The sequence below is a fragment of the Paraburkholderia sp. genome (assembly GCF_047605525.1).
GTDB lineage: Bacteria > Pseudomonadota > Gammaproteobacteria > Burkholderiales > Burkholderiaceae > Paraburkholderia.
This window is the reverse complement of record NZ_JASGFN010000034.1, coordinates 1-20,336: the sequence shown is the minus strand read 5'-3', so window position 1 is coordinate 20,336 and position 20,336 is coordinate 1. Positions and strand designations below refer to the sequence as shown.

Annotated in this window: 16 protein-coding genes; 8 read left to right on the top strand and 8 right to left on the bottom strand. The window is 68.8% G+C overall.

The features are described 5' to 3' along the window. The first annotated feature begins 33 nt into the window (after positions 1–33). From QM685_RS33110 to guaD, 7 genes are all read left to right on the top strand, one after another. Complete coding sequence (locus QM685_RS33110) at positions 34–1,413, top strand: amidase (protein WP_415123468.1); 1,380 nt, start codon at positions 34–36, stop codon at positions 1,411–1,413. 117 nt (positions 1,414–1,530) lie between these two features. Then, positions 1,531–2,040 (top strand): disulfide bond formation protein B, encoded by a 510-nt coding sequence (locus QM685_RS33105; protein ID WP_415123467.1) that lies wholly within the window; start codon positions 1,531–1,533, stop codon positions 2,038–2,040. Between the two features lie 399 nt (positions 2,041–2,439). Next, positions 2,440–3,978 carry a xanthine dehydrogenase small subunit gene (xdhA, locus tag QM685_RS33100; RefSeq protein ID WP_415123466.1) on the top strand — a complete coding sequence of 513 codons (1,539 nt, stop codon included), beginning with the start codon at positions 2,440–2,442 and terminating at the stop codon, positions 3,976–3,978. Beyond that, complete coding sequence (gene xdhB, locus QM685_RS33095) at positions 3,978–6,413, top strand: xanthine dehydrogenase molybdopterin binding subunit (protein WP_415123465.1); 2,436 nt, start codon at positions 3,978–3,980, stop codon at positions 6,411–6,413. Before xdhA ends, xdhB begins: the two co-directional genes overlap by 1 nt. Before the next feature lie 191 nt (positions 6,414–6,604). Further along, complete coding sequence (gene xdhC / locus QM685_RS33090) at positions 6,605–7,621, top strand: xanthine dehydrogenase accessory protein XdhC (RefSeq protein ID WP_415123464.1); 1,017 nt, start codon at positions 6,605–6,607, stop codon at positions 7,619–7,621. Between the two features lie 49 nt (positions 7,622–7,670). Beyond that, on the top strand, positions 7,671–8,732 hold the full coding sequence (locus tag QM685_RS33085; RefSeq protein ID WP_415123463.1) for an adenosine deaminase: 1,062 nt from the start codon (positions 7,671–7,673) through the stop codon (positions 8,730–8,732). A 122-nt stretch (positions 8,733–8,854) separates the two neighbouring features. Continuing rightward, positions 8,855–10,219 carry a guanine deaminase gene (gene guaD, locus QM685_RS33080; RefSeq protein WP_415123462.1) on the top strand — a complete coding sequence of 455 codons (1,365 nt, stop codon included), beginning with the start codon at positions 8,855–8,857 and terminating at the stop codon, positions 10,217–10,219. Positions 10,220–10,282: 63 nt separating this feature from the next. Here guaD and QM685_RS33075 read toward each other — a convergent pair whose 3' ends face one another. Beyond that, a complete protein-coding gene (locus QM685_RS33075) occupies positions 10,283–11,527 on the bottom strand; it encodes an NAD(P)/FAD-dependent oxidoreductase (protein WP_415123460.1) in 1,245 nt (414 codons plus the stop codon). A 139-nt stretch (positions 11,528–11,666) separates the two neighbouring features. Between QM685_RS33075 and QM685_RS33070 the strand changes: the two genes are divergently transcribed. Further along, the gene (locus QM685_RS33070) at positions 11,667–12,407 is read left to right on the top strand and encodes a class I SAM-dependent methyltransferase (RefSeq protein WP_415123458.1); all 741 of its coding nucleotides are present in this window, start codon (positions 11,667–11,669) and stop codon (positions 12,405–12,407) included. A 35-nt stretch (positions 12,408–12,442) separates the two neighbouring features. On the opposite strand, the gene QM685_RS33065 is transcribed toward QM685_RS33070, so the two are convergent. The 7 genes from QM685_RS33065 to QM685_RS33035 all read right to left on the bottom strand — a co-directional run. Beyond that, positions 12,443–13,681, bottom strand: coding sequence for a beta-ketoacyl-[acyl-carrier-protein] synthase family protein (locus QM685_RS33065; RefSeq protein WP_415123456.1), 1,239 nt, complete (start codon positions 13,679–13,681; stop codon positions 12,443–12,445). Next, positions 13,678–14,904 carry a beta-ketoacyl-ACP synthase gene (locus QM685_RS33060; protein ID WP_415123454.1) on the bottom strand — a complete coding sequence of 409 codons (1,227 nt, stop codon included), beginning with the start codon at positions 14,902–14,904 and terminating at the stop codon, positions 13,678–13,680. Before QM685_RS33060 ends, QM685_RS33065 begins: the two co-directional genes overlap by 4 nt. After that, a complete protein-coding gene (locus tag QM685_RS33055) occupies positions 14,904–15,629 on the bottom strand; it encodes a 3-ketoacyl-ACP reductase FabG2 (RefSeq protein ID WP_415123452.1) in 726 nt (241 codons plus the stop codon). Before QM685_RS33055 ends, QM685_RS33060 begins: the two co-directional genes overlap by 1 nt. Continuing rightward, complete coding sequence (locus QM685_RS33050; protein WP_415123450.1) at positions 15,626–16,114, bottom strand: hotdog family protein; 489 nt, start codon at positions 16,112–16,114, stop codon at positions 15,626–15,628. The genes QM685_RS33055 and QM685_RS33050 overlap by 4 nt, the downstream gene beginning before the upstream one ends. A gap of 5 nt (positions 16,115–16,119) precedes the next feature. Next, a complete protein-coding gene (locus QM685_RS33045) occupies positions 16,120–17,304 on the bottom strand; it encodes a beta-ketoacyl-[acyl-carrier-protein] synthase family protein (protein WP_415123448.1) in 1,185 nt (394 codons plus the stop codon). Further along, positions 17,301–19,727 carry an MMPL family transporter gene (locus QM685_RS33040; RefSeq protein WP_415123508.1) on the bottom strand — a complete coding sequence of 809 codons (2,427 nt, stop codon included), beginning with the start codon at positions 19,725–19,727 and terminating at the stop codon, positions 17,301–17,303. Before QM685_RS33040 ends, QM685_RS33045 begins: the two co-directional genes overlap by 4 nt. Then, the coding region (locus QM685_RS33035; RefSeq protein WP_415123445.1) for a LolA family protein at positions 19,727–20,336 on the bottom strand (610 nt) is incomplete at its 5' end. The genes QM685_RS33035 and QM685_RS33040, both read right to left, overlap by 1 nt.

Genomic DNA, 20,336 nt, shown 5'->3' with positions numbered 1-20,336 from the left:
GCAACTGCGCTCAATCTGCTTCCCACCGACATCATGGCCACTGAATTCACCCCGTTCCCGCCGCTTGCCCAGCTTGCCGCCGATCTCGCCGCCGGCCGCACCACGAGCCGCGCGCTCGTCGAAACCGCGCTCGGCAGAATCGCCGATCCGGCTGGCCAGGGCGCGGCTGTGTTCACCCACGTCGACGCCGACGCCGCGCGCGCCGCCGCCGACGCGCACGACCGTCTGCGCGCGGCCGGCACCGTGCTGTCGCCGCTCGCCGGCATTCCGGTGTCGGTCAAGGATCTGTTCGATATCGAGGGCCAGCCGACCCGCGCGGGCTCCGTCGCGCTCGCCGACGCGCCGCCCGCGAAGGCGGACGCGGTCGCGGTCGCGCGGCTGAAGCGGGCCGGCGCGGTGATCGTCGGGCGCACCAACATGAGCGAATTCGCGTTTTCCGGGCTGGGCCTCAATCCGCACTACGGCCATCCGCTGTCGCCGTACCGGCGCGGCGTGAAGGGCGACGAGCGGATTTCGGGCGGCTCGTCGTCGGGCGCGGCGGCTTCGGTCGCCGACGGGATGGCGGCGATCGCGCTCGGCACCGACACCGGCGGCTCGATCCGCATTCCGGCCGCGCTGTGCGGGTTGACCGGCTTCAAGCCGACCGCCGCGCGCATTCCGAAGCAGGGCGGCGTGCCGCTGTCGTCGACGCTCGATTCGTTCGGCCCGATCGGCGTGTCGGTCGCGTGCTGCGCGCTGGTCGACCGGATGCTCGCCGGGCTCGAGCCGCGCATTCCGGCCGCGCGTCCGCTCGAAGGCGTGCGCCTCGGCGTGCTGACCAACTTCGTCACCGCGGGCGTCGAGCCCGACGTCGCGCGCGCGATCGACACCGCGCTCAAGCACCTGGAGGCAGCCGGCGCGATCGTCAGCGAAGTGCGCTTCGCGCCGCTCGACCGGCTGCCGGAGATCAACCGCATCGGCTTTTCGTCGATCGAAGCGTATGCGTGGCATCGTCCGCTGCTCGACAGGCATCGCGACCAGTACGATCCGCGCGTGCTCGCGCGTATCCTGAAGGGCCAGCCGGCTACCGCGATCGATTATCTGGATCTGCTCGCCGAGCGCGAGGCGATGCTCGACGAAGCCGCGCGCACGCTGTGGCAGCGCTTCGACGCGATCGTCGCGCCGACGGTGCCGGTCGTGCCGCCGCGTCTCGCCGACCTGCTGCACGACGACGATGCGTTTACCCGCACCAATGCGCTGATCCTGCGCAATCCGAGCGCGTTCAACTTCCTCGATAGCTGCGCGCTGTCGCTGCCGTGCCATCTGCGCGGCGACGCGCCGGTCGGCCTGATGCTCGCGGGCGCGCCGCACGCCGACGACGCGCTGCTCGCGATCGGCCGCGGCGCCGAGGCGGTGCTCAACGCGATCCGCTGAGCCCGGCGCGGTTCGTCGGGCGGCCGCGGCAATCGTCTGGCAATAAGCGGCCGGACGGGGGTTCGCGCTAGAATCCGGGCACCCGCTTTTTCCGTTTTTCAAATAGATCGACGACCCATGAATAACGATTCCGCGATGCTGCGCCGCGAGCGCGCCCTGCTGGTGCTGCTCGGCCTGATCTGCGTCGCCCTGGTGGGCGGTGCGTTGTATCTGCAGTTTTTCATGCGCGAAGATCCGTGCCCGTTGTGCATCATCCAGCGTTATTTCTTCCTGCTGATCGCGATCTTTGCGTTCCTCGGCTCGCGTTTGAATACCTGGCGCGGCGTGCGCGTGCTCGAAGTGCTCGCGGCGCTGTCGGCGCTGGCCGGCATCGCGACCGCGGTGCGTCACGTGTATATCCAGGCAAATCCGGGCTTTAGCTGCGGCTTCGACGCGCTGCAACCGGTCGTCGATAGCCTGCCGCCCGCGCATTGGCTGCCGGGCGTGTTCAAGGTCGCCGGCCTGTGCGAGACCGCCTATCCGCCGATCCTCGGGCTGACGCTGCCGATGTGGTCGCTGGTGGGATTCGTCGTTGCGTTTCTGGCGCTGGCGTTGAGCCTGGCTCGGAACCGGCGGCGGATCGCCTGAGGTGGGTTGAGCCGGGCGGAGGCGGGCTCGGCGAGTTTCGGCCGCTGCTGGATTCCATCCCGCTACATACCGGAAATCGCGGAAATCGCGCCGGACTTCGTGTCGCCTGTTGGCGGCAGCCGAATGCCGGCGTTTTTTTGTTGCCAGCGTCCGTTACATTTCATCTGCCCCCTCGCCTTCCCGCTTCCGGCCCCTTCGCCGCCTCGCGCAACTTCCCGCCACCGCGCGAATCGTACAAAGATCATGGCCGCCGCCGCATATGCTTCATGCGATCCGGGAAATATTTTCAGGCCGGGGTAGTGCTATCTTCGAATCTGGATGGCGATCTACGTGCGCGAGGCCGGCTTCGGCGACCCCATGCGTAACGCGCGCCCGGTCCGCAGTGTCTTTCGATTCGCCATGACAACGCAAACCATCCGCTTCTATCACCAGGGGTCCGTCCGCGAGGTCGCGGGCGTCCCGGCGACGCGCACCGTGCTCCAGCACCTGCGCGAGGATCTGCGCTGCACCGGCACCAAGGAAGGCTGCGCGGAAGGCGATTGCGGCGCGTGCACGGTCGTCGTCGGCGAACTCGACGCGCGCGGCGGCCTCGCGCTGAAGGCGGTCAACGCGTGCATCCAGTTCCTGCCCACGCTCGACGGCCGCGCCCTGTTCACCGTCGAAGACCTGCGCGCCGCGAACGGCGCGCTGCATCCGGTGCAGCAGGCGCTGGTCGACTGCCACGGTTCGCAATGCGGCTTCTGCACCCCCGGCTTCGTGATGTCGATGTGGGCGCTGTACGAAAATCAGCCGGCCGGCGCCGGCCTGCCGGCCCGCGATGAAATCAACGCCGCGCTGTCCGGCAATCTGTGTCGCTGCACCGGCTACCGGCCGATCGTCGAGGCCGCTCAAAAGATGTTCGACTATGCGCAGCATCCGCGCGTCGCGCTCGATCGCGAAACCGTCGTGGCCACGCTGCGCGCGCTGCGACGTACCGACACGTTCGAATACCATGCGCCCGACGCGCGCGGCGCCTCGTTCGGCGCATCGGCTTTCTACGCACCCGTCACGCTCGACGCATTCGCGACGCTGCGCGCGCAACATCCCGATGCGCGCATCGTCGCGGGCAGCACCGACGTCGGCCTATGGGTCACGAAGCAGTTCCGCGCGCTCGGCGACGTGCTGTACGTCGGCAACGTCGCCGAACTGAAAGCGATCGCGCGCGACGCGCAGACGCTGACGATCGGCGCGGCCGCCACGCTCGAAGACGCGTTCGCCGCGCTCGCCGCCGATTACCCCGAACTCGCCGAACTGTGGACGCGCTTCGCGTCGCGGCCGATCCGCAATGCCGGCACGCTGGGCGGCAACGTCGCGAACGGCTCGCCGATCGGCGATTCGATGCCCGCGCTGTTCGCGCTCGGCGCCGAGGTCGTATTGCGCCGCGCTCGCGCGACGCGCACGCTGCCGCTCGACGCGTTCTACACCGGCTATCAGAAGACCGCGCTCGCGGCCGGCGAATTCGTGACCGCGCTGCGCGTGCCGCGCCCGGCCGGCGATCTGCGCTTTCGCACGTACAAGGTGTCGAAGCGCTACGACCAGGACATCTCGGCGGTGTGCGCGGCGTTCGCGCTGCACCTCGCGGAAGACGGCGCGATCCGCGCGGCCCGCGTCGCGTTCGGCGGCATGGCGGCCACGCCGAAGCGCGCCGCGCAAACCGAAGCGGCGCTCAATGGCGCGCGGTGGAATGAAGCGACCGCGCGCCGCGCGATGGACGCGCTCGCCGCCGATTACCAGCCGCTCACCGACATGCGTGCGTCGAGCGCGTACCGGCTGAAGGTCGCGCGCAATCTGCTGTGGCGCTTCTACCTCGAAACGCGCGACGACGCGCCGCTCGCGCTTTGCGACGTGAACGCGTTCGCGTTCGAAGCCGACACGGCCATCGCCAGGGAGGCGCCGTGATGAACCGTACCGATGCCTTTGTCGAAAGCGCGGGCAGCCATGCCGGCCAGCACGCCGCGATACTGAACGACGCGTCGATCGGCGTGCCGCTGCCGCATGAATCGGCCGCGCTGCACGTGAGCGGCGAAGCGACCTACACCGACGACATCGCCGAGCTGCACGGCACGCTGCACGCCGCGCTCGGCCTGTCGCGCCATGCGCATGCGCGCATCGTGTCGATGGATCTCGACGCGGTCAGGAACGCGCCCGGCGTGATCGCGGTACTGACCGCCGAGGACATCCCCGGCGAAAACAATTGCGGCCCGGTGCTGCACGACGATCCGATTCTCGCCGACGGCGAAGTGCTGTATCTCGGCCAGCCGGTATTCGCGGTGATCGCCGAAACGCACGAGCTCGCGCGCCGCGCCGCCGCGCTCGCGAAAAGCGACGACGTGATCCGCTACGAACCGCTCGACGCAATCCTGACCGCCGCCGACGCGAAGGCCGCCAAGCAGTTCGTGCTGCCGCCGCTGCATCTGCGGCGTGGCGACCCCGATGCGAAGATCGCCGCCGCGCCGCATCGGCTCGCCGGCACGTTCGAAGTCGGCGGCCAGGAGCAGTTTTATCTGGAAGGCCAGATCGCGTACGCGCTGCCGAAGGAAATGGACGGCATGCTCGTCTACAGCTCGACGCAGCATCCGAGCGAAATGCAGCAGGTCGTCGCGCATATGCTCGACTGGCCCGCGCATAACGTCGTGTGCGAATGCCGGCGCATGGGCGGCGGCTTCGGCGGCAAGGAATCGCAGTCGGCGCTGTTCGCGTGCGTGGCCGCGCTCGCCGCGCAGCGCCTGCGCCGGCCGGTCAAGCTGCGCGCCGACCGCGACGACGACTTCATGATCACCGGCAAGCGCCACGACGCCGTCTACGAGTACGAAGCGGGCTTCGACGATCAGGGTCACCTGCTTGGCGTGCGCGTCGAGATCGCGTTGCGCGCGGGCTATTCGGCGGATCTGTCCGGCGCGGTCGCGACGCGCGCGGTGTGCCACTTCGACAACGCGTACTACCTGTCCGACGTCGATATCGTCGCGCTGTGCTGCAAGACCAACACGCAGTCGAACACCGCGTTTCGCGGCTTCGGCGGCCCGCAGGGCGCGCTCGTGATGGAAGTGCTGCTCGACAGCATCGCCCGCGAGTTGCGGCTCGATCCGCTCGACGTGCGGCTCGCGAACTACTACGGCGTCGGCGAACGCGATACGACGCCGTACGGGCAGCGGGTCGAGGACAATGTCATCGCGCCGCTCACCGATGCGCTGCTCGACTCGAGCGACTATCGCGCGCGCCGCGCGGCGCTTGCCGCGTTCAACGCGCGCAGCCCGGTGCTCAAGCGCGGCCTCGCATTCTCGCCGGTCAAGTTCGGCATCTCGTTCAACGTGCCGTTTCTCAATCAGGCCGGCGCGCTCGTGCACGTGTACAAGGACGGCTCGGTGCTCGTCAATCACGGCGGCACCGAGATGGGCCAGGGGCTCAACACGAAGGTCGCGCAGGTGGTCGCGAACCAGTTCGGCCTGCCGTTATCGCGCGTGCGGGTGACATCGGCGGACACGTCGAAGGTTGCGAACACGTCGGCGACCGCGGCTTCCACCGGCAGCGATCTGAACGGCAAGGCCGCCGAAGCCGCCGCGCGGACGATCCGCGCGCGGCTCGCCGAACTCGCGGCCCGGCAGCTCGGCGGCCATGCCGGGGACGTGCAGTTCGCGCACGGCATCGTGTCGTCGAACGGTGGCGCGATGCCGTTCGGGCAACTGGTGAATGCCGCGTATCTCGCGCGCGTGCAACTGTGGTCGGACGGCTTTTACGCGACGCCGAAGGTGCATTGGGATGCGAAGACGCTGACCGGTCATCCGTTCTATTACTTCGCGTACGGCGCGGCCGTGTCGGAGGTCGTCGTCGATACGCTGACCGGCGAATGGAAGCTCGTGCGCGTGGACGCGCTGCACGACGCCGGTCAGTCGATCAATCCGGCGATCGATCTCGGCCAGGTGGAAGGCGGCTTCATCCAGGGCATGGGCTGGCTCACCAGCGAGGAGCTATGGTGGAACCGCGAGGGCCGTCTGATGACGCACGCGCCGTCGACGTACAAGATTCCGGCGGTCAGCGACACGCCCGCCGCGTTTCATGTGCGGCTCTACGAAAACAGCAACGCGGAGCCGACCGTGTTCCGCTCGAAAGCGGTCGGCGAACCGCCGTTGCTGTTACCGTTCTCGGTGTTTCTCGCGATTCGCGATGCGCTCGCCGCCGCGGTGCCGGGCGCGCGACATGCTCCGCCGTTGCGCGCGCCGGCCACGCCCGAGGCGATACTCGATGCGCTGGAGGCGTTGCAGCTGGCCAATGCGGCCGAACCCGCGGCGCAAACGCAGGCACAAGCGCAATCTCCGGCAACCGAACAGCAGGACTGAGCACATGCCCACCAGGCAAAAACCGCACGAGCGATATTGAACAGGCGACGCTAAACAGGAGAAACTGCGCGAATGCGCATGAATGCGCACGAATCCGCATCACCCGCCGGCCCGACGCGACACGACCGCCGAGTGCCCAACCCAACCCGCCGCACGGACACCCCGCGCGGCCCCGTATGGAGAACCGCCGGATGCAAGCCTGGCTCACTGACCTGCAGCACCTGCTCGCGCACGGCGACGCCGCCGTGCTGGTCACGGTCGCGCGCGTCGAAGGTTCGGCGCCGCGCGAGGCCGGCACGAAGATGATCGTCACGCGCGAGGCGGCGAAACACACGATCGGCGGCGGCCACCTCGAATGGAAGGCGATCGAGACCGCGCGCCGGGTGCTGCGCGACGGCATGCGCGCGCCGCATATGCGGCGGCTCGAACGCTTCGCGCTGGGGCCGAGCCTTGGCCAGTGCTGCGGCGGCGCGGTGATTCTCGCGTTCGAGCGGCTCGACGTCGGCGATCTCGGCTGGATCACGTCGCTCGCGAAGCGGCTCGCGGCGGGTCAATCGACGGTGCGTAGCGTATCATTCGGCCCCTCGCCGGATGCGGTGATGCTGTCCGAGCCCGAACCCGGCGTCGATACGGCCGACTGTCTGCTATGGGACGGCGCCGGCTTCGACGACAGCAGCGCGCTGCTGACCGAGACGATCGCGCCGGGCGAGTTCCCGGTCGTGCTGTTCGGCGCCGGTCACGTCGGCGCGGCGCTCGTGCGCGTGCTCGCGACGCTGCCGTGCACGGTGCGCTGGGTCGACGAGCGCGACGCGCAGTTTCCGCCGCTCGACACGTTGCATGCGCCGAACGTCGCGATCGATCCGAACGACGCGCCCGACGAAGCGATCGATCAGGCCGCGCCGAACACGTATTTCGTCGTGATGACGCACAACCATGCGCTCGATCTCGAACTGGCCGAGCGCATCCTGCGGCGCGGCGACTTCGCGTTCTTCGGCATGATCGGCTCGCATAGCAAGCGCAAGCAGTTCGAGCACCGGCTCGCGGCGCGCGGCATCGATCCGGCTCGGATCGCGCGGATGAAGTGCCCGCTCGGCGTCGACGGCATCGTCGACAAATCGCCCGAGGTCATTGCGATCTCGGCCGCCGCGCAGGTATTGCAGGCGGTCGAGGCGAACGCGGGCGCGCACCGCGCGACGCAGGCGGTGTGATACGCGAACCACGCCGGGATTGACCCCCAATACAAAATTCCAGACTACGATGAATACAAGCACCGCTACCCCCGCCACCGTCACTGCGCTCGCCGACAAAACCGCGCGCGCGCCGAAGGCCGAGCTGCATATCCACATCGAAGGCTCGCTCGAGCCCGAGCTGATTTTCGCGCTCGCGCAGCGCAACGGCGTGAAGCTCGCGTACGACTCGGTCGACGCGCTGCGCGCCGCGTATGCGTTCACCGATCTGCAATCGTTTCTCGACATCTACTACGCGGGCGCGAGCGTACTGCTGCACGAGCAGGATTTCTACGACATGACGATGGCGTACGTCGAACGCTGCCTCGCCGATAACGTGATCCACAGCGAAATCTTCTTCGACCCGCAGACCCACACCGAACGCGGCGTGCCGATCGCGACGGTGGTGGCCGGCATCGAACGCGCGCTCGCCGACGCGGAACAGCGCGGCATGTCGAGCAAGCTGATTCTGTGCTTCCTGCGCCATCTGTCCGAGGAAGACGCGCTCGCCACCTTCGACGAAGCGCGGCCGCTCTTCGAGCAGTACCGGCATCGGCTGATCGGCGTCGGTCTCGATTCGTCGGAGCGCGGCCATCCGCCGTCGAAGTTCGAGCGCGTGTTCGCGAAGGCGCGCGCGCTCGGTCTGAAACTCGTCGCGCATGCGGGCGAGGAAGGACCGCCGTCGTATATCTACGAAGCACTCGACGTGCTGAAGGTCGACCGCGTCGATCACGGCGTGCGCAGCATCGAAGACCCGGCGCTCGTCACGCGGCTCGCCGATACGCGCGTCGCGCTGACCGTGTGCCCGCTGTCGAACCTGAAGCTGTGCGTGTTCGACGATCTGACCAGACACACGCTGAAGGACCTGCTCGATCGCGGCGTCGCCGTCACGGTGAATTCCGACGATCCGGCCTATTTCGGCGGCTACGTGAACGCGAACTATCTGGCCACCATCGACGCGCTGAAGCTCAACGACGCCGAGGTCTACACGATCATCCGCAACGGCTTCGAGGCGTCGTTCGTGACGCCCGGGGAACGCGACGCGCTGATCGGCAAGCTCGACGCGCACTGGCAACAGGACGGTCCGCACTGATGGGCTTCCACTGATGGGCTTCAACAGGCGGCGGGCGGTTTCGCTTCGTGCGGGCATCTGAACGTGACCCGCATCGAGCAACCGCCGCCGCCCAGCTTTTAACATTCGGAGACAGTTTTTCCATGACTGAGACGGCTCACCCCGCGCCCGCGACGCAATCCGCCTTCCGCGCGCAACTGCTGACTTTCAACGGCGATCCCGCGCACGTACCCAATGGGGCGGTGTTCCATGAAGACGGTCTGCTGATCGTCGAAGACGGCCGCGTCGTCGCGGCGGACGCGTATGCGGCGCTCGCGCCGCGGCTCGCGCCCGGCACGCGCGTCGAGGACCGGCGCGACAAGCTGATCGTGCCGGGCTTCATCGATACGCACATCCACTATCCGCAAACCGACATGATCGCGTCGCCGGCGCCGGGCCTGCTGCCGTGGCTCGACACGTACACGTTCCCGACCGAGCGCCGCTTCGGCGACGCCGCGCACGCGCGCGACACCGCGAGCTTTTTCGTCGACGAACTGCTCGCCTGCGGCACGACGACCGCGCTCGTCTACTGCACGGTCCACAAGGAGTCCGCCGACGCGCTCTTCACCGAGAGCGAGGCGCGCAATCTGCGCATGGTCGCGGGCAAGGTGCTGATGGATCGCCATTGTCCCGAGTTCCTGCGCGACACCGCGCAATCGGGCTACGACGACAGCGCCGAGCTGATCGGCCGCTGGCACGCTCGCGGCCGGCAGATGTACGCGCTCACGCCGCGCTTCGCGCCGACCTCGACCGAGGCGCAGCTCGAAGCGTGCGGCGCGCTCGCGCGCGAGCATCCGGACGTGTTCATCCAGAGCCACGTCGCGGAAAACACCGACGAGGTGAAATGGGTGGCCGAGCTGTTCCCCGGCCACCGCAGCTATCTCGACATCTACGATCACTACGGGCTGCTGCGCCGCCGCGCGGTGTACGGCCATTGCATCCATCTCGACGACGAAGACCGCCGGCGCATGGCGCAAACCGGCGCGCTCGCGTCGCATTGCCCGACCTCGAACCTGTTCCTCGGCAGCGGCCTGTTCGACTTCGACAAGGCCGACTCGGCCGGCATGCCGGTTGCGCTGGCGACCGATGTCGGCGGCGGCACGTCGTTCTCGATGCTGCAGACGATGAACGAGGCGCACAAGGTCGCGCGTCTCGGCGGCCATCATCTGACGGCGACGCGCATGTTCTGGCTGGCGACCGCCGGCGCGGCCGAAGCGCTCGATCTCGCCGACAAGGTCGGCACGCTGAAGGCGGGCTCGGAAGCGGACTTCGTCGTGCTCGATCCGCAAGCGACGCCGCTGCTCGCGCGCCGTACCGCACGGCGCGAATCGCTCGAGGAGCTGCTGTTCGCGTTCGCGCTGCTCGGCGACGATCGCGCGGTGTACGAGACGTATGCAGCCGGCAAGCGCGTGCATCGCCGCGGCGACGCGCGGCAGCACGTGCCGGGGCGGGCGCGGATCGCGGCCTGAACGGCAAAACGGCGCTTCGATCCCGAAGCGCCGTTTTTTTGTCACCCTGTGCCGCCCGCTACCTCAGCGTTGTTTGCACACTTCATGCAGCGTATCGAGCCGCCTGACCGGATCCGCGACATACGGATTCGACTCGTCCCATGCATAGCCCGCGAGCACCGCGCAGATCATGCGCCGGATCGACGGCGTCTGGTCCGGGTAATAGATGATGTCCTGCAGCTCGCCCGTGTACCAGCGCTCGACGAACGCGCGAAACGTATCGATACCTTTACGCAGCGGCACGTCGTAGTCGGCGGACCAGTCGACGCTCGCGCCGTCCAGTTGCCGGTTCAGCGTGCGCGCGGCAAGATGCGCGGAGCGCAGCGCGATCGTCACCCCCGACGAAAACACCGGATCGAGGAACTCGCCCGCATTGCCGAGCAGCGCGTAGCCCGGTCCATGCAGACGCTCGACGTTCGCCGCATAGCCGCCGATCTGTCGCACCGGCATCAGGAACGGCGCGTTGCCGATCAGCCGGTTCAGCGTCGGCTCCTGCTGGATCAGCGCGCGCAGCGTCGCTTCGCGCCGCGGCTCCGGCACGTCGAGAAAGCTCGCCTCGGCCACGCATCCGACCGACGAGCGGCCGCCCGCGAGCGGAATCATCCAGAACCATACGTCGCGGCGCTCGGGGTGCGTGGCGATGCAGATCTTGTTGCGATCGACGGCATCGAGCGTCAGACCATCGCGTACGTGCGTGAAGATAGCGGCGCGCGTCGGCATCCGCGTCGGCGTCTCCAGATTCAGCAGGCGCGGCAGCACGCGGCCAAAACCGCTCGCATCGAGCACGAAGCGCGCATCGACCCGATACGCGAGGCCTGCGTCGTCGGCCACCTCGAGCGAAGGCGCATCGCCCGTGCGCACCTGCCGCACCGTATGGCCGAAGCGCACGTCGGCACCCAGCCCGGCCGCGCAGCGAATCAGGAGGTCGTCGAACTGCGCGCGCTCGACCTGATACGTGGTGCCCCAGCCGGGCGAATACTTGTCGCGGAAGTCGAACGACGAACTCTGGTCGCGATACACGAAATACGCGCCATTCTTGTACTGGAAGCCTGCTTCGACGACGGCCTGCAGCATGCCTGCCTCTTCGAGATACGCCATGCTCTGCGGCAACAGGCTCTCGCCGATCGAGAAACGCGGAAAATGCTGGCGCTCGAGCACGAGCACGGAACGGCCCGCGCGGCGCAACAGCGCGGCGGCGACCGCGCCGGCCGGGCCCGCGCCGATGATCGCGACGTCGACCGCGGTCCGTTCTGAAGAATTGCTATTCAATCTTTTGCTCCAACGGTTTGCATGCGCACTGCGATGCATGCGGGGGTTTCATGCATCGCGCAACATCGCGCAATACACGGACTTCTCGCTACAATCGGGCCTCCGACAGCAAGAACGACGTCTCACCGGAGAGTGCATCGTGTCGTCATCCCGAATGTCCAGTGTGCCCTTTGTGCCGGAGACGGCCTTCGGAATCTGGTTCCTGCGCACCCGCACCTGGGAACATCACGTACTGCGGGTCGCGATCGACGACCTGAAGCGCCTGATCGATACGCCGTTGCCCGCCGCGCCGGTCATCGTCGACGCGGGCTGCGGGCAAGGCATTTCGTTTCGCCTGCTGGCCGGCGCGTTCAAACCGCGCCGCATCGTCGGCGTCGATTACCACGCGCCGTCGCTGACGCTCGCCGCGCGGGCGGCCGGTGCGTGCCGCGACGCGGTCGCGGACATCGAACTGCTGCATGGCGACTGCGCGCGTTTGCCGCTGCCCGACGCGAGCGCCGACATCGTGTTCTGCCATCAAACGTTCCATCATCTCGTCGAGCAGGAACGCGCGCTCGCCGAGTTCCGCCGGGTACTGAAACCAGGCGGCGTGCTGCTGTTCGCCGAATCGACCGATGCGTACATCAGGTCGTGGGTAATCCGGCTGCTGTTCCGTCATCCGATGCATGTCCAGAAGAGCGCCGACGGCTACCTCGACATGATTCGACGCGGCGGCTTCCGGTTCGGGCCGGGCAACGTTTCGCTGCCCTACCTGTGGTGGAGCCGCGCGAAAGACTTCGGTCTGCTCGAACGGCTCGGTCTGTACCGGCCACGGCCCGGCAAGCGTCGCGAAACCCTCGTCAATGTCGCCGCGGTAAAGGTCGCGGCGGACATGGATTGACGCTGCGGCACCCACACCCGATCCGCCGCCGCGCTTCAGACGCCTCGCCACGCTTCGAACACCAGGCTCGCGCAACTGCCGCCGAACCCGAATGAAACCGACATCGCGGTGTCGATACGCGCCGCGCGCGCGCCGCGCACGAGCGGCATGCCCGCCACTTCCGGCTCCGGCGCATCGAGTTGCGCCGTCCCCGCGATAAAACCGTCGCGCATCATCAGCAGCGTGTAGATCGCTTCGTGCGCGCCACATGCGCCGAGCGAATGCCCGGTCATGCCCTTGGTCGACGAAAACGCCGGCACGCCCTGCTCCGACGCGTCGAACACGTCGCGCAGCGCATGCAGCTCCTCGATGTCGCCGAGCGGCGTCGACGGCGCATGCGTGTTCACGTAATCGGGGCGGCGCCCCGCTTCGGCGAGCGCGCCGCGCATCGCCCGCGCGATGCCCGCCGCGCGCGGCGCGACCATGCCCGCGTGATCCGTGCAATCGCTGAATCCGCTCAGCTCCGCATGGATGCGCGCGCCGCGCGCGAGCGCGTGATCGAGCGCTTCGAGCACCAGCACGCCGCCGCCCGATGCGATCACGAAACCGTCGCGCCGCGTATCGTACGGACGCGACGCGCGCCACGGCGTGTCGTTGAAACCGCGCGACAGCGCGCCCATCGCATCGAACAGCAGCGTCATGTTGTCGTGCAGCGCTTCGCTGCCCCCCGCGAGCACGATCTGCTGGCGGCCGGTCCGGATCAACTGCATCGCCTGGCCGATCGCAAGCGCCGACGTCGTGCATGCCGACGACGGCGAATAGCCGACGCCCTCGAGCCCGAACACCTGCGCGACGTTGGCCGACGCGGTACTGCTCATCGTATGCGGCACCGTGTACGGCGGCACCCTGTCGACGCCGCGCGCGTCGGCGATACCGATCGCCACGTCATAGCTCGATATCGTGCCGACGCCCGAGCCGATCACGACGCCGGCCCGCGGCGAGCGCAACGCGTCGGGCGTAAGCCCGGCATCGTCGATCGCGCTGCGCGCCGCATGGCATGCGAAGCGCGCGGTGTCGCCCATGAAGCGCTCGAGCTTGCGCTCGAACGGCGCCTCGCGCGCGACCGACGCGACGCCCGCGACCTGCGAGCCGAAGCCGCGCTCGCGCCACGCGTCGATCCGCTCGATGCGCGGGCGGCCCGCGCGCAACGCGGCCGAGACGTCGTCGAGCGTATTGCCGAGGCACGACACGATGCCCATGCCGGTCACGACCACGCGTTGCGGCGCGACGCTCATCGAACGCGCCTGAAAATCAGCGAGGTGTTGATGCCGCCGAACGCAAAGTTGTTGCTCATCACGTATTCGGCATCGATCTCGCGCGGCGCGCCGACGATGTAGTCGAGCGGCGCGCAGGCGGGATCGACGTTCTCGAGATTCAGCGTCGGCACGTACCAGTTGCGCTTCATCATCTCGATCGTCCACCACGCCTCGATCGCGCCGCACGCGCCGAGCGTGTGGCCGACGTAGCTTTTCAGCGAGCTGATCGGCATGCGCGCGCCGAAGATCCGCGCGGTCGCTTCGCTTTCGGCGATGTCGCCGCGCTCGGTCGACGTGCCGTGCGCATTCACATACGCGATCGCCTCGGGCGGCAGTTGCGCGTCGCGCAGCGCGAGCCGCATCGCGAGCGCCATCGTGCCGGCGGTCGGCTGCGTCATGTGCACGCCGTCCGAATTGCAGCCGAAGCCGACCACCTCCGCGTGAATCCGCGCGCCGCGCGCGAGCGCGTGTTCGTACTCTTCGAGCACCAGCGTCGCCGCCCCTTCGCCGACCACGAGGCCGTCGCGCGCGGCATCGAACGGGCGTGGCGTCAGATGCGGTTCGTCGTTGCGCGTACTGGTCGCGTACAGCGCGTCGAACACCGCGACCGCCGGTCCCGACAATTCCTCCGCGCCGCCCGCGAGCATCAGCGTCTGCTTGCCGGACTGGATCGTCTCGTACGCGTAGCCGATCGCCTGACTGCCCGACGCGCACGCGCACGAGGTCGGAATGATGCGGCCTTTCAGATCCCAGAACAGGCTCACGTTGACCGCCGTGGTATGCGGCATCATCTGCACGTAGCTGTTCGACGTGACGCCGGTCATCGAGCCGGTTTCGAGCATCGTGCCGAACGCGCGAAGCGGCTGCACCGAGCCCGACGACGAGCCGTACGCGACGCCCATGCGGCCGTCGGCGATGCTCGCGTCATCGGCGAGGCCCGCATCGGCGAGCGCGAGTTCGCTCGCGCGCACCGCATACAGCGACACCGGCCCCATCGAGCGCGTCTTCTTGCGCGGATAATGCGCGGGCGTCGTGAACCCCGGCAGCGGACACGCGAGCCGCGTATGCAGTGCCTCGAAGTAGTCCCATTCGGCGATGCGCCGCACCGCGTTTTCGCCGCTCGCGAGGCGCGCCGCGACGGCCTGCCAGCTCTCGCCGAACGCGCTCACGCCGCCCATGCCGGTAATGACGACACGTTTCATCAGATCATCCCGCCGTTCACGCCGATCACCTGGCGCGTCACGTACGACGCGCCATCGGACATCAGAAAGCTCACGACCGACGCGACCTCGGCCGGCTGGCCGACGCGGTTCATCGGCACCGTCTTCAGCGCGTGCTCGAGCGTCATCTGTTCGAGCATGCCGGTTTCGACGAGCCCCGGCGCGACGCAATTGACCGTGATGTTGCGCGACGCGAGCTCGACCGCGAGCGCCTTGGTGGCGCCGATCAGCCCGGCCTTCGCCGCGCTGTAGTTGACCTGGCCGCGGTTGCCGGTCACGCCCGACACCGACGCGATCGTGACGATGCGCCCGCCCTTGCGCGCGCGCACCATCGGCATCGTCAGCGGATGCACGACGTTATAGAACGCGTCGAGCCCGGTTTCGATCACGACGTCCCAGTCCTCGTCGGTCAGCGCGGGAAACGCGGCATCGCGCGTCACGCCCGCGCTGCACACGATGCCGTAATACGGGCCGTTCGCGGCGACGTCCGCTCCGAGCACCTCGCGGCACACCGCGCGCTCGCGCACGTCGAATTGCAGCACGCGCGCCGTGCCGCCCTGCGCGGCGATACCCGTCGCGACCGCGTCGGCTTCGCTGCGTCCCGTGCGGCAATGCACGGACACCGCGAAGCCGTCGGCGGCCAACTTGTACGCAATCGCGCGGCCGATGCCGCGGCTTGCGCCGGTCACGAGAACACGCCGGCTCATGAACTGACACTCCCTTCGATGAATGACTGGAAATCGGCGGGCTGGAAGATCTTGATGATGGCCTCGGCGCAGCGCGCGTCGCCGTCGTCGATCGTGCATTCGTACGCGCCATGGCCTGCCTCGCCGCGCAGCAGCTCGCTCACGTGAATCCGCAGGCGCGCGCCGCGCCTGAAAGCCGGCTGCAGCGCCCGATAGCTGCGCGAGCCGAGCAGCACGCCGGGACGGGCGCGGCCGCCGCCGCGCAGCGCGAGCAGCGCGACGTGCGCGGCGATCGCCTGCGCCATCAGCTCGATGCCGATCCACGCGGGCATCGCGCCGTCGGCGTCGGCATACCACGCGTGCGGATCGACACTCGCGTGCGCGCTCAGCGTGGCGTCGGCGAACGTGTCGACCGCGTCGATCAGCAGCATGCTGCCGCGGTGCGGGATGAGCGCGTCGATCGGCTGCCGCGCGAGTTGTTCTAGGGTGAGTTGCGGAGTGCTCATGCGCGTCACCGGGCGAGGATCAGGCTGACATTGCTGCCGCCGAACGCGAACGAATTACTCATCGCGTACTGCGTGCCGGCGCCGCGCGGCAGATGGCGCACGCCTTGCACGAGATCGAGCGCGGGCAGCGCGGGATCGGCTTCGCCGTCCCACAGATGCACTGGCAAGCTCACGTCGTCGCGCGCCAGCGTGAGCCACGCGAGACCGAGTTCGGTCGCGCCGGCCGCGCCGAGCTGATGGCCGGTCAGCGGCTTGGTGCCGCTCGCGGCGACGCCGTCCGGAAACACGCGCGCCATCAGTTGCGCTTCCATCTCGTCGTTCTTCTGTGTGCCCGTCGCGTGCAGGTTCACGTAGCCGAGCGCCGATGCCGCAATGTCCGCATCCGCCAGCGCCTCGCGCAGCGCGAGTTCGCCGCCGACGCCGAGCGGGTCCGGCGCCGAAATATGATGCGCGTCGCTCGATTCGCCGAGGCCCGCGAGCCGCACCGCCGCTTCGTCGCGGCTCATCAGAAACACGGCCGCGCCCTCGCCGACGTTGATCCCGCGACGATTGCGGCTCATCGGATTGGTGCGCACGGTGCTGGTCGATTCGAGCGACGCGAAACCCTGCACCGTCAGCTCGCACAGCGAGTCGACGCCGCCCACGACGACCGCGTCGCAGAACTGCAATTGCAGCAGCCGGCGCGCCGACGCGAATGCTTTCGCACTCGACGTGCACGCAGTCGAGATCGTGAACGCCGGCCCCTGCACGCCGAGCGCGGCGGCCGCGAACGGCGCGACCGTGCCGATTTCCATTTGCCGGTAGTTGAAGTTCTCCGGCAGCTCGCCCGCCTGCGCCTGATAGACGAACGCGGTTTCGGCGGCCTCGATGCCCGACGTGCTGGTGCCGAGCACCACGCCGATGCGCTGCGGGCCGTAGCGCTCGCGCGCGGCTTCGATCGCGGGCGCGATCTGCGCGAGCGCCGCGAGCAGCAGACGGTTGTTGCGGCAGTCGTAGCGCGCTAGATCGGCGCGCGGCGCGAGATCGAGCGGCGCGAGCACGCTGCCGACGAACGCATCGCCGATGCCGGTATGCATGTTGCCCATACCGGGCGCGCGCGCGGCGGCAAGCGCCGGCACGATCTCGTCGAGGTCGCCGCCGAGCGCGTTGATCATGCCGAGCGCGTGCAAATAAACCGATGGCGCTTTCATGCCGCCCTCCGTGATTCTGATGGCATACCGACAGGCGCGAGCAGCACCGCAACCGCGATGCCGATCGCGAGCGTCGTGCCGAAGCTGCGCAACGCGGGCATCCCGCTCATGCCGAGCATGCCGAACGACAACAGCGTGGTGGCCGCCGACAACAATACGCCGGTCCACACCGCGCCGAGATCCGCATCCGCGCGCAGACACCCTTCGCGCAGAAACACCGCATAGTTTGCACCGACGCCGAGCACCAGCATCAGCGCGAGCCAGTTGAACAGATTGAGCGGCACGCCCGCGTAACCGAAGACCGCGAGCGCGACGCCGACCGCGAGCAGCACGGGCAGCGTCGTCGCGATACCGCCGCTCAGCCGGTAACGCAACGTCAGCAGCGCGAGTACGAGCACCAGCGCGCCGCCCAGCCACCAGCCGCTATCCACGCGATACGCGCCGAACAGCTTCGACACGCTCGCGGCCTTGTCGACGAACACGACGCCGGGCAGGCCGCGCGCGAGCGCGATCAGCGCGGACTCGTTGCGCGGCGTCACGCCTTGCGGGATCACGACGGCGGCGTAACTGCGCCCGTTCCGTTCGGGCGACTCCACCGCGCCGAGCCACAGATGCCGGTACGGCTGCGACCACGGCGCCGCGAGCCAGCGCTCGACGCTCAACGGCGCTTGCGGTTTCGCATAGGCGGCGAGCCACGCAGCGGCGATTTCGTCCTTGAAGCCCGCCTGCAGCAGCGTCGCGCGCAACGCGGCGGGATCGTCGAACACGTGCTGCGCGAGCAGCGCGCGGTCGTCGTTCTGGCGCTGCGCGGACGGCACGAACTGCGCGACCGACTGATAGCCGCCGACACCATTCGCGCCGCCGTTCAGCGCGTCGAGCTTCGCGCCGAGCGCTTCGGCGCGTTGCAGCACCGCTTCCGGCGTCGCGCCGCGCACGACGAAGAACTGCGCGCTGTTGTCGATGCCGACCGCCGCGCGCACCTCGTCTTCCTGCGCGACCAGCGACGCATCGCGCTGGATCAGCAGATGGATGTCGTCGTCGCTGGTGAGGCGCAGCCAGCCCGGCACCGCGACGACCAGCAGCAGCGCCGCGATCAGCCACGCGCGCCTGCCGCCGAGCGCGCGCCGCCAGTGCGCAAGCAGGCGCGCCGCGCCCGCGAACAGGCGCCGCGGACTGTGCTTCGGCGCGCGCGTGAGCAGCGCGGGCAGCAGCCACAGCACCGACGCGAACGCGATCGCAATGCCGACCATCGCGAAACACGCGATCTGCCTGAGCGCCGGGAACGGCACCCACGTCAGGATCGCGTAGCCGAGCAGGCTCGTCGCCAGCGCCACCGTCAACGCGGGCCGCACCGTGCGCGCGCCGCGCCGCGCATCCCAGCCGCGCCCCGCGCCGAGATAGACGACGAAGTACTGGATCGAGTAATCGACGGCCTCGCCGATCAGGCTCGCGCCGAATACCAGCGTCAGCAGATGCAGCTTGCCGAAGATCAGCAGCGTGGCCGCGAGCGCGCAGACGATGCCGAGCGCCGTCGACACGAAACCGAGCAGCAACAGGCGTGGCGAGCGGAACACCCACATCATCAGCAGCGCGATGCCCCCCAGCGACACGAGGCCGATCCGATGCACGTCGCGTTCCGACGCGCTGCGCGCCGCTTGCGCGTAGAACACCGCGCCGGTGCGCGCGACCGATACGTCGGGGAACGTCCGGCGCAACGCGCTTTCGGCGTCGGCGAGCGCCGCCTGCACCGCGCGCTGCGTCTTCGTTTCGTACGCGGAGCCCGGCAGCGTCGCGACGATCAGCACGCTGGTCGTGTCGCCGTGCGCATCGCCGCGATGCGAGACCAGCAGGTTGTCCTCGACTTCGAGATTCGACGTCGCGAGCGGCAGGCCGCCGAGCCAGCGTTCGAGCCAGCCGAACGGATCGTCGGCGAGCGGCGTGCTCAGACCGCCTTGCAGCGGGCTGTAGAGGCGCTGCGCGAGCTGGTCGTGCAAGGTCGTCGCGCCGGCACCGGCAAGCGCCGCGCGATCGGCCGGCGCCAGCAGGCCGAAGCGATACGGCATGTACAGCGCGGCGATCTGCGACAGATCGAACGGCGGCAGCTCGGCCGTCACCGAGCCGAATGCGCCGCTCTTTTGCAACGACGCGCCCAGTTGCTTCGCCGCCGCCTTCGCATGCGCGTCGTCGCGGCTCGTGATCAGCAACACGGTGCGGTCGCCGAGCGCGCTCGCGAGTGCGTCGACCGCTTTTTCGGCAACCGGATCGGCCTCGGTCGCGGGCAGTAGCGCGAGCAGATTGGTTTCGAGCGGCGACGGCCCCGCGAAGCGCCAGCCGCAATACAGCGCCGCCAGCAGCGCGAGCACGAGCCATGCGGCGCGCACGCCCCAGGCCTGTTTCGCGGACCGCTGCTGCAGCGCGTCCATCATGGCGCTCCGAACAGGCTGCGCTCGGCCGGCGTCGGCTCGGCGACGGCCGTGCTGTTCGCGAACTCGAGCTTCGTTACGTCGCCGTTCGCGAGCATGATGCGCAGACCTTGCAGATAGTCGCCGCCGCTCATCTCGAGACCCTTGATCGATTGCGCGAGCTGCGGCTGATTCGGGGTGAAGCGCATGCGCCATTGCGCGGCGCTGCCTTCGGCGCTCACGTCGAATTGCGAGTACAGCGCGGACAGATCGCCGCCGAGCATCGCGCGCATCATCTTCGAGACCTGCGCGACGCCGCGCGTGCCCTGCGCGCCCTGCGTCGTCACGCGCCGGCCGGCGGCGTCGACCTGCACGACACCGGCGTCGGTGATCACGTAGGTGGCCTTGTACGGCGTGTCGATCCGCCAGATCACGCCGCGCTCGCGAAAGAACAGCAACGTGCCGCTGCTCACGAGCGGCTGCTTCATCGCGGCGAGCGTCTGCGTCTGCGTGAATTGCGCGCGCACGCCTTTGGCCTGCGCCAGATGCGTGGCGACCTGCGACACGAGCGCCGGGTTGCCGGCGGTAGTCGCGGCCGCGCCGGGCGCCGCGCCGGAGGCGGCGTGGGCA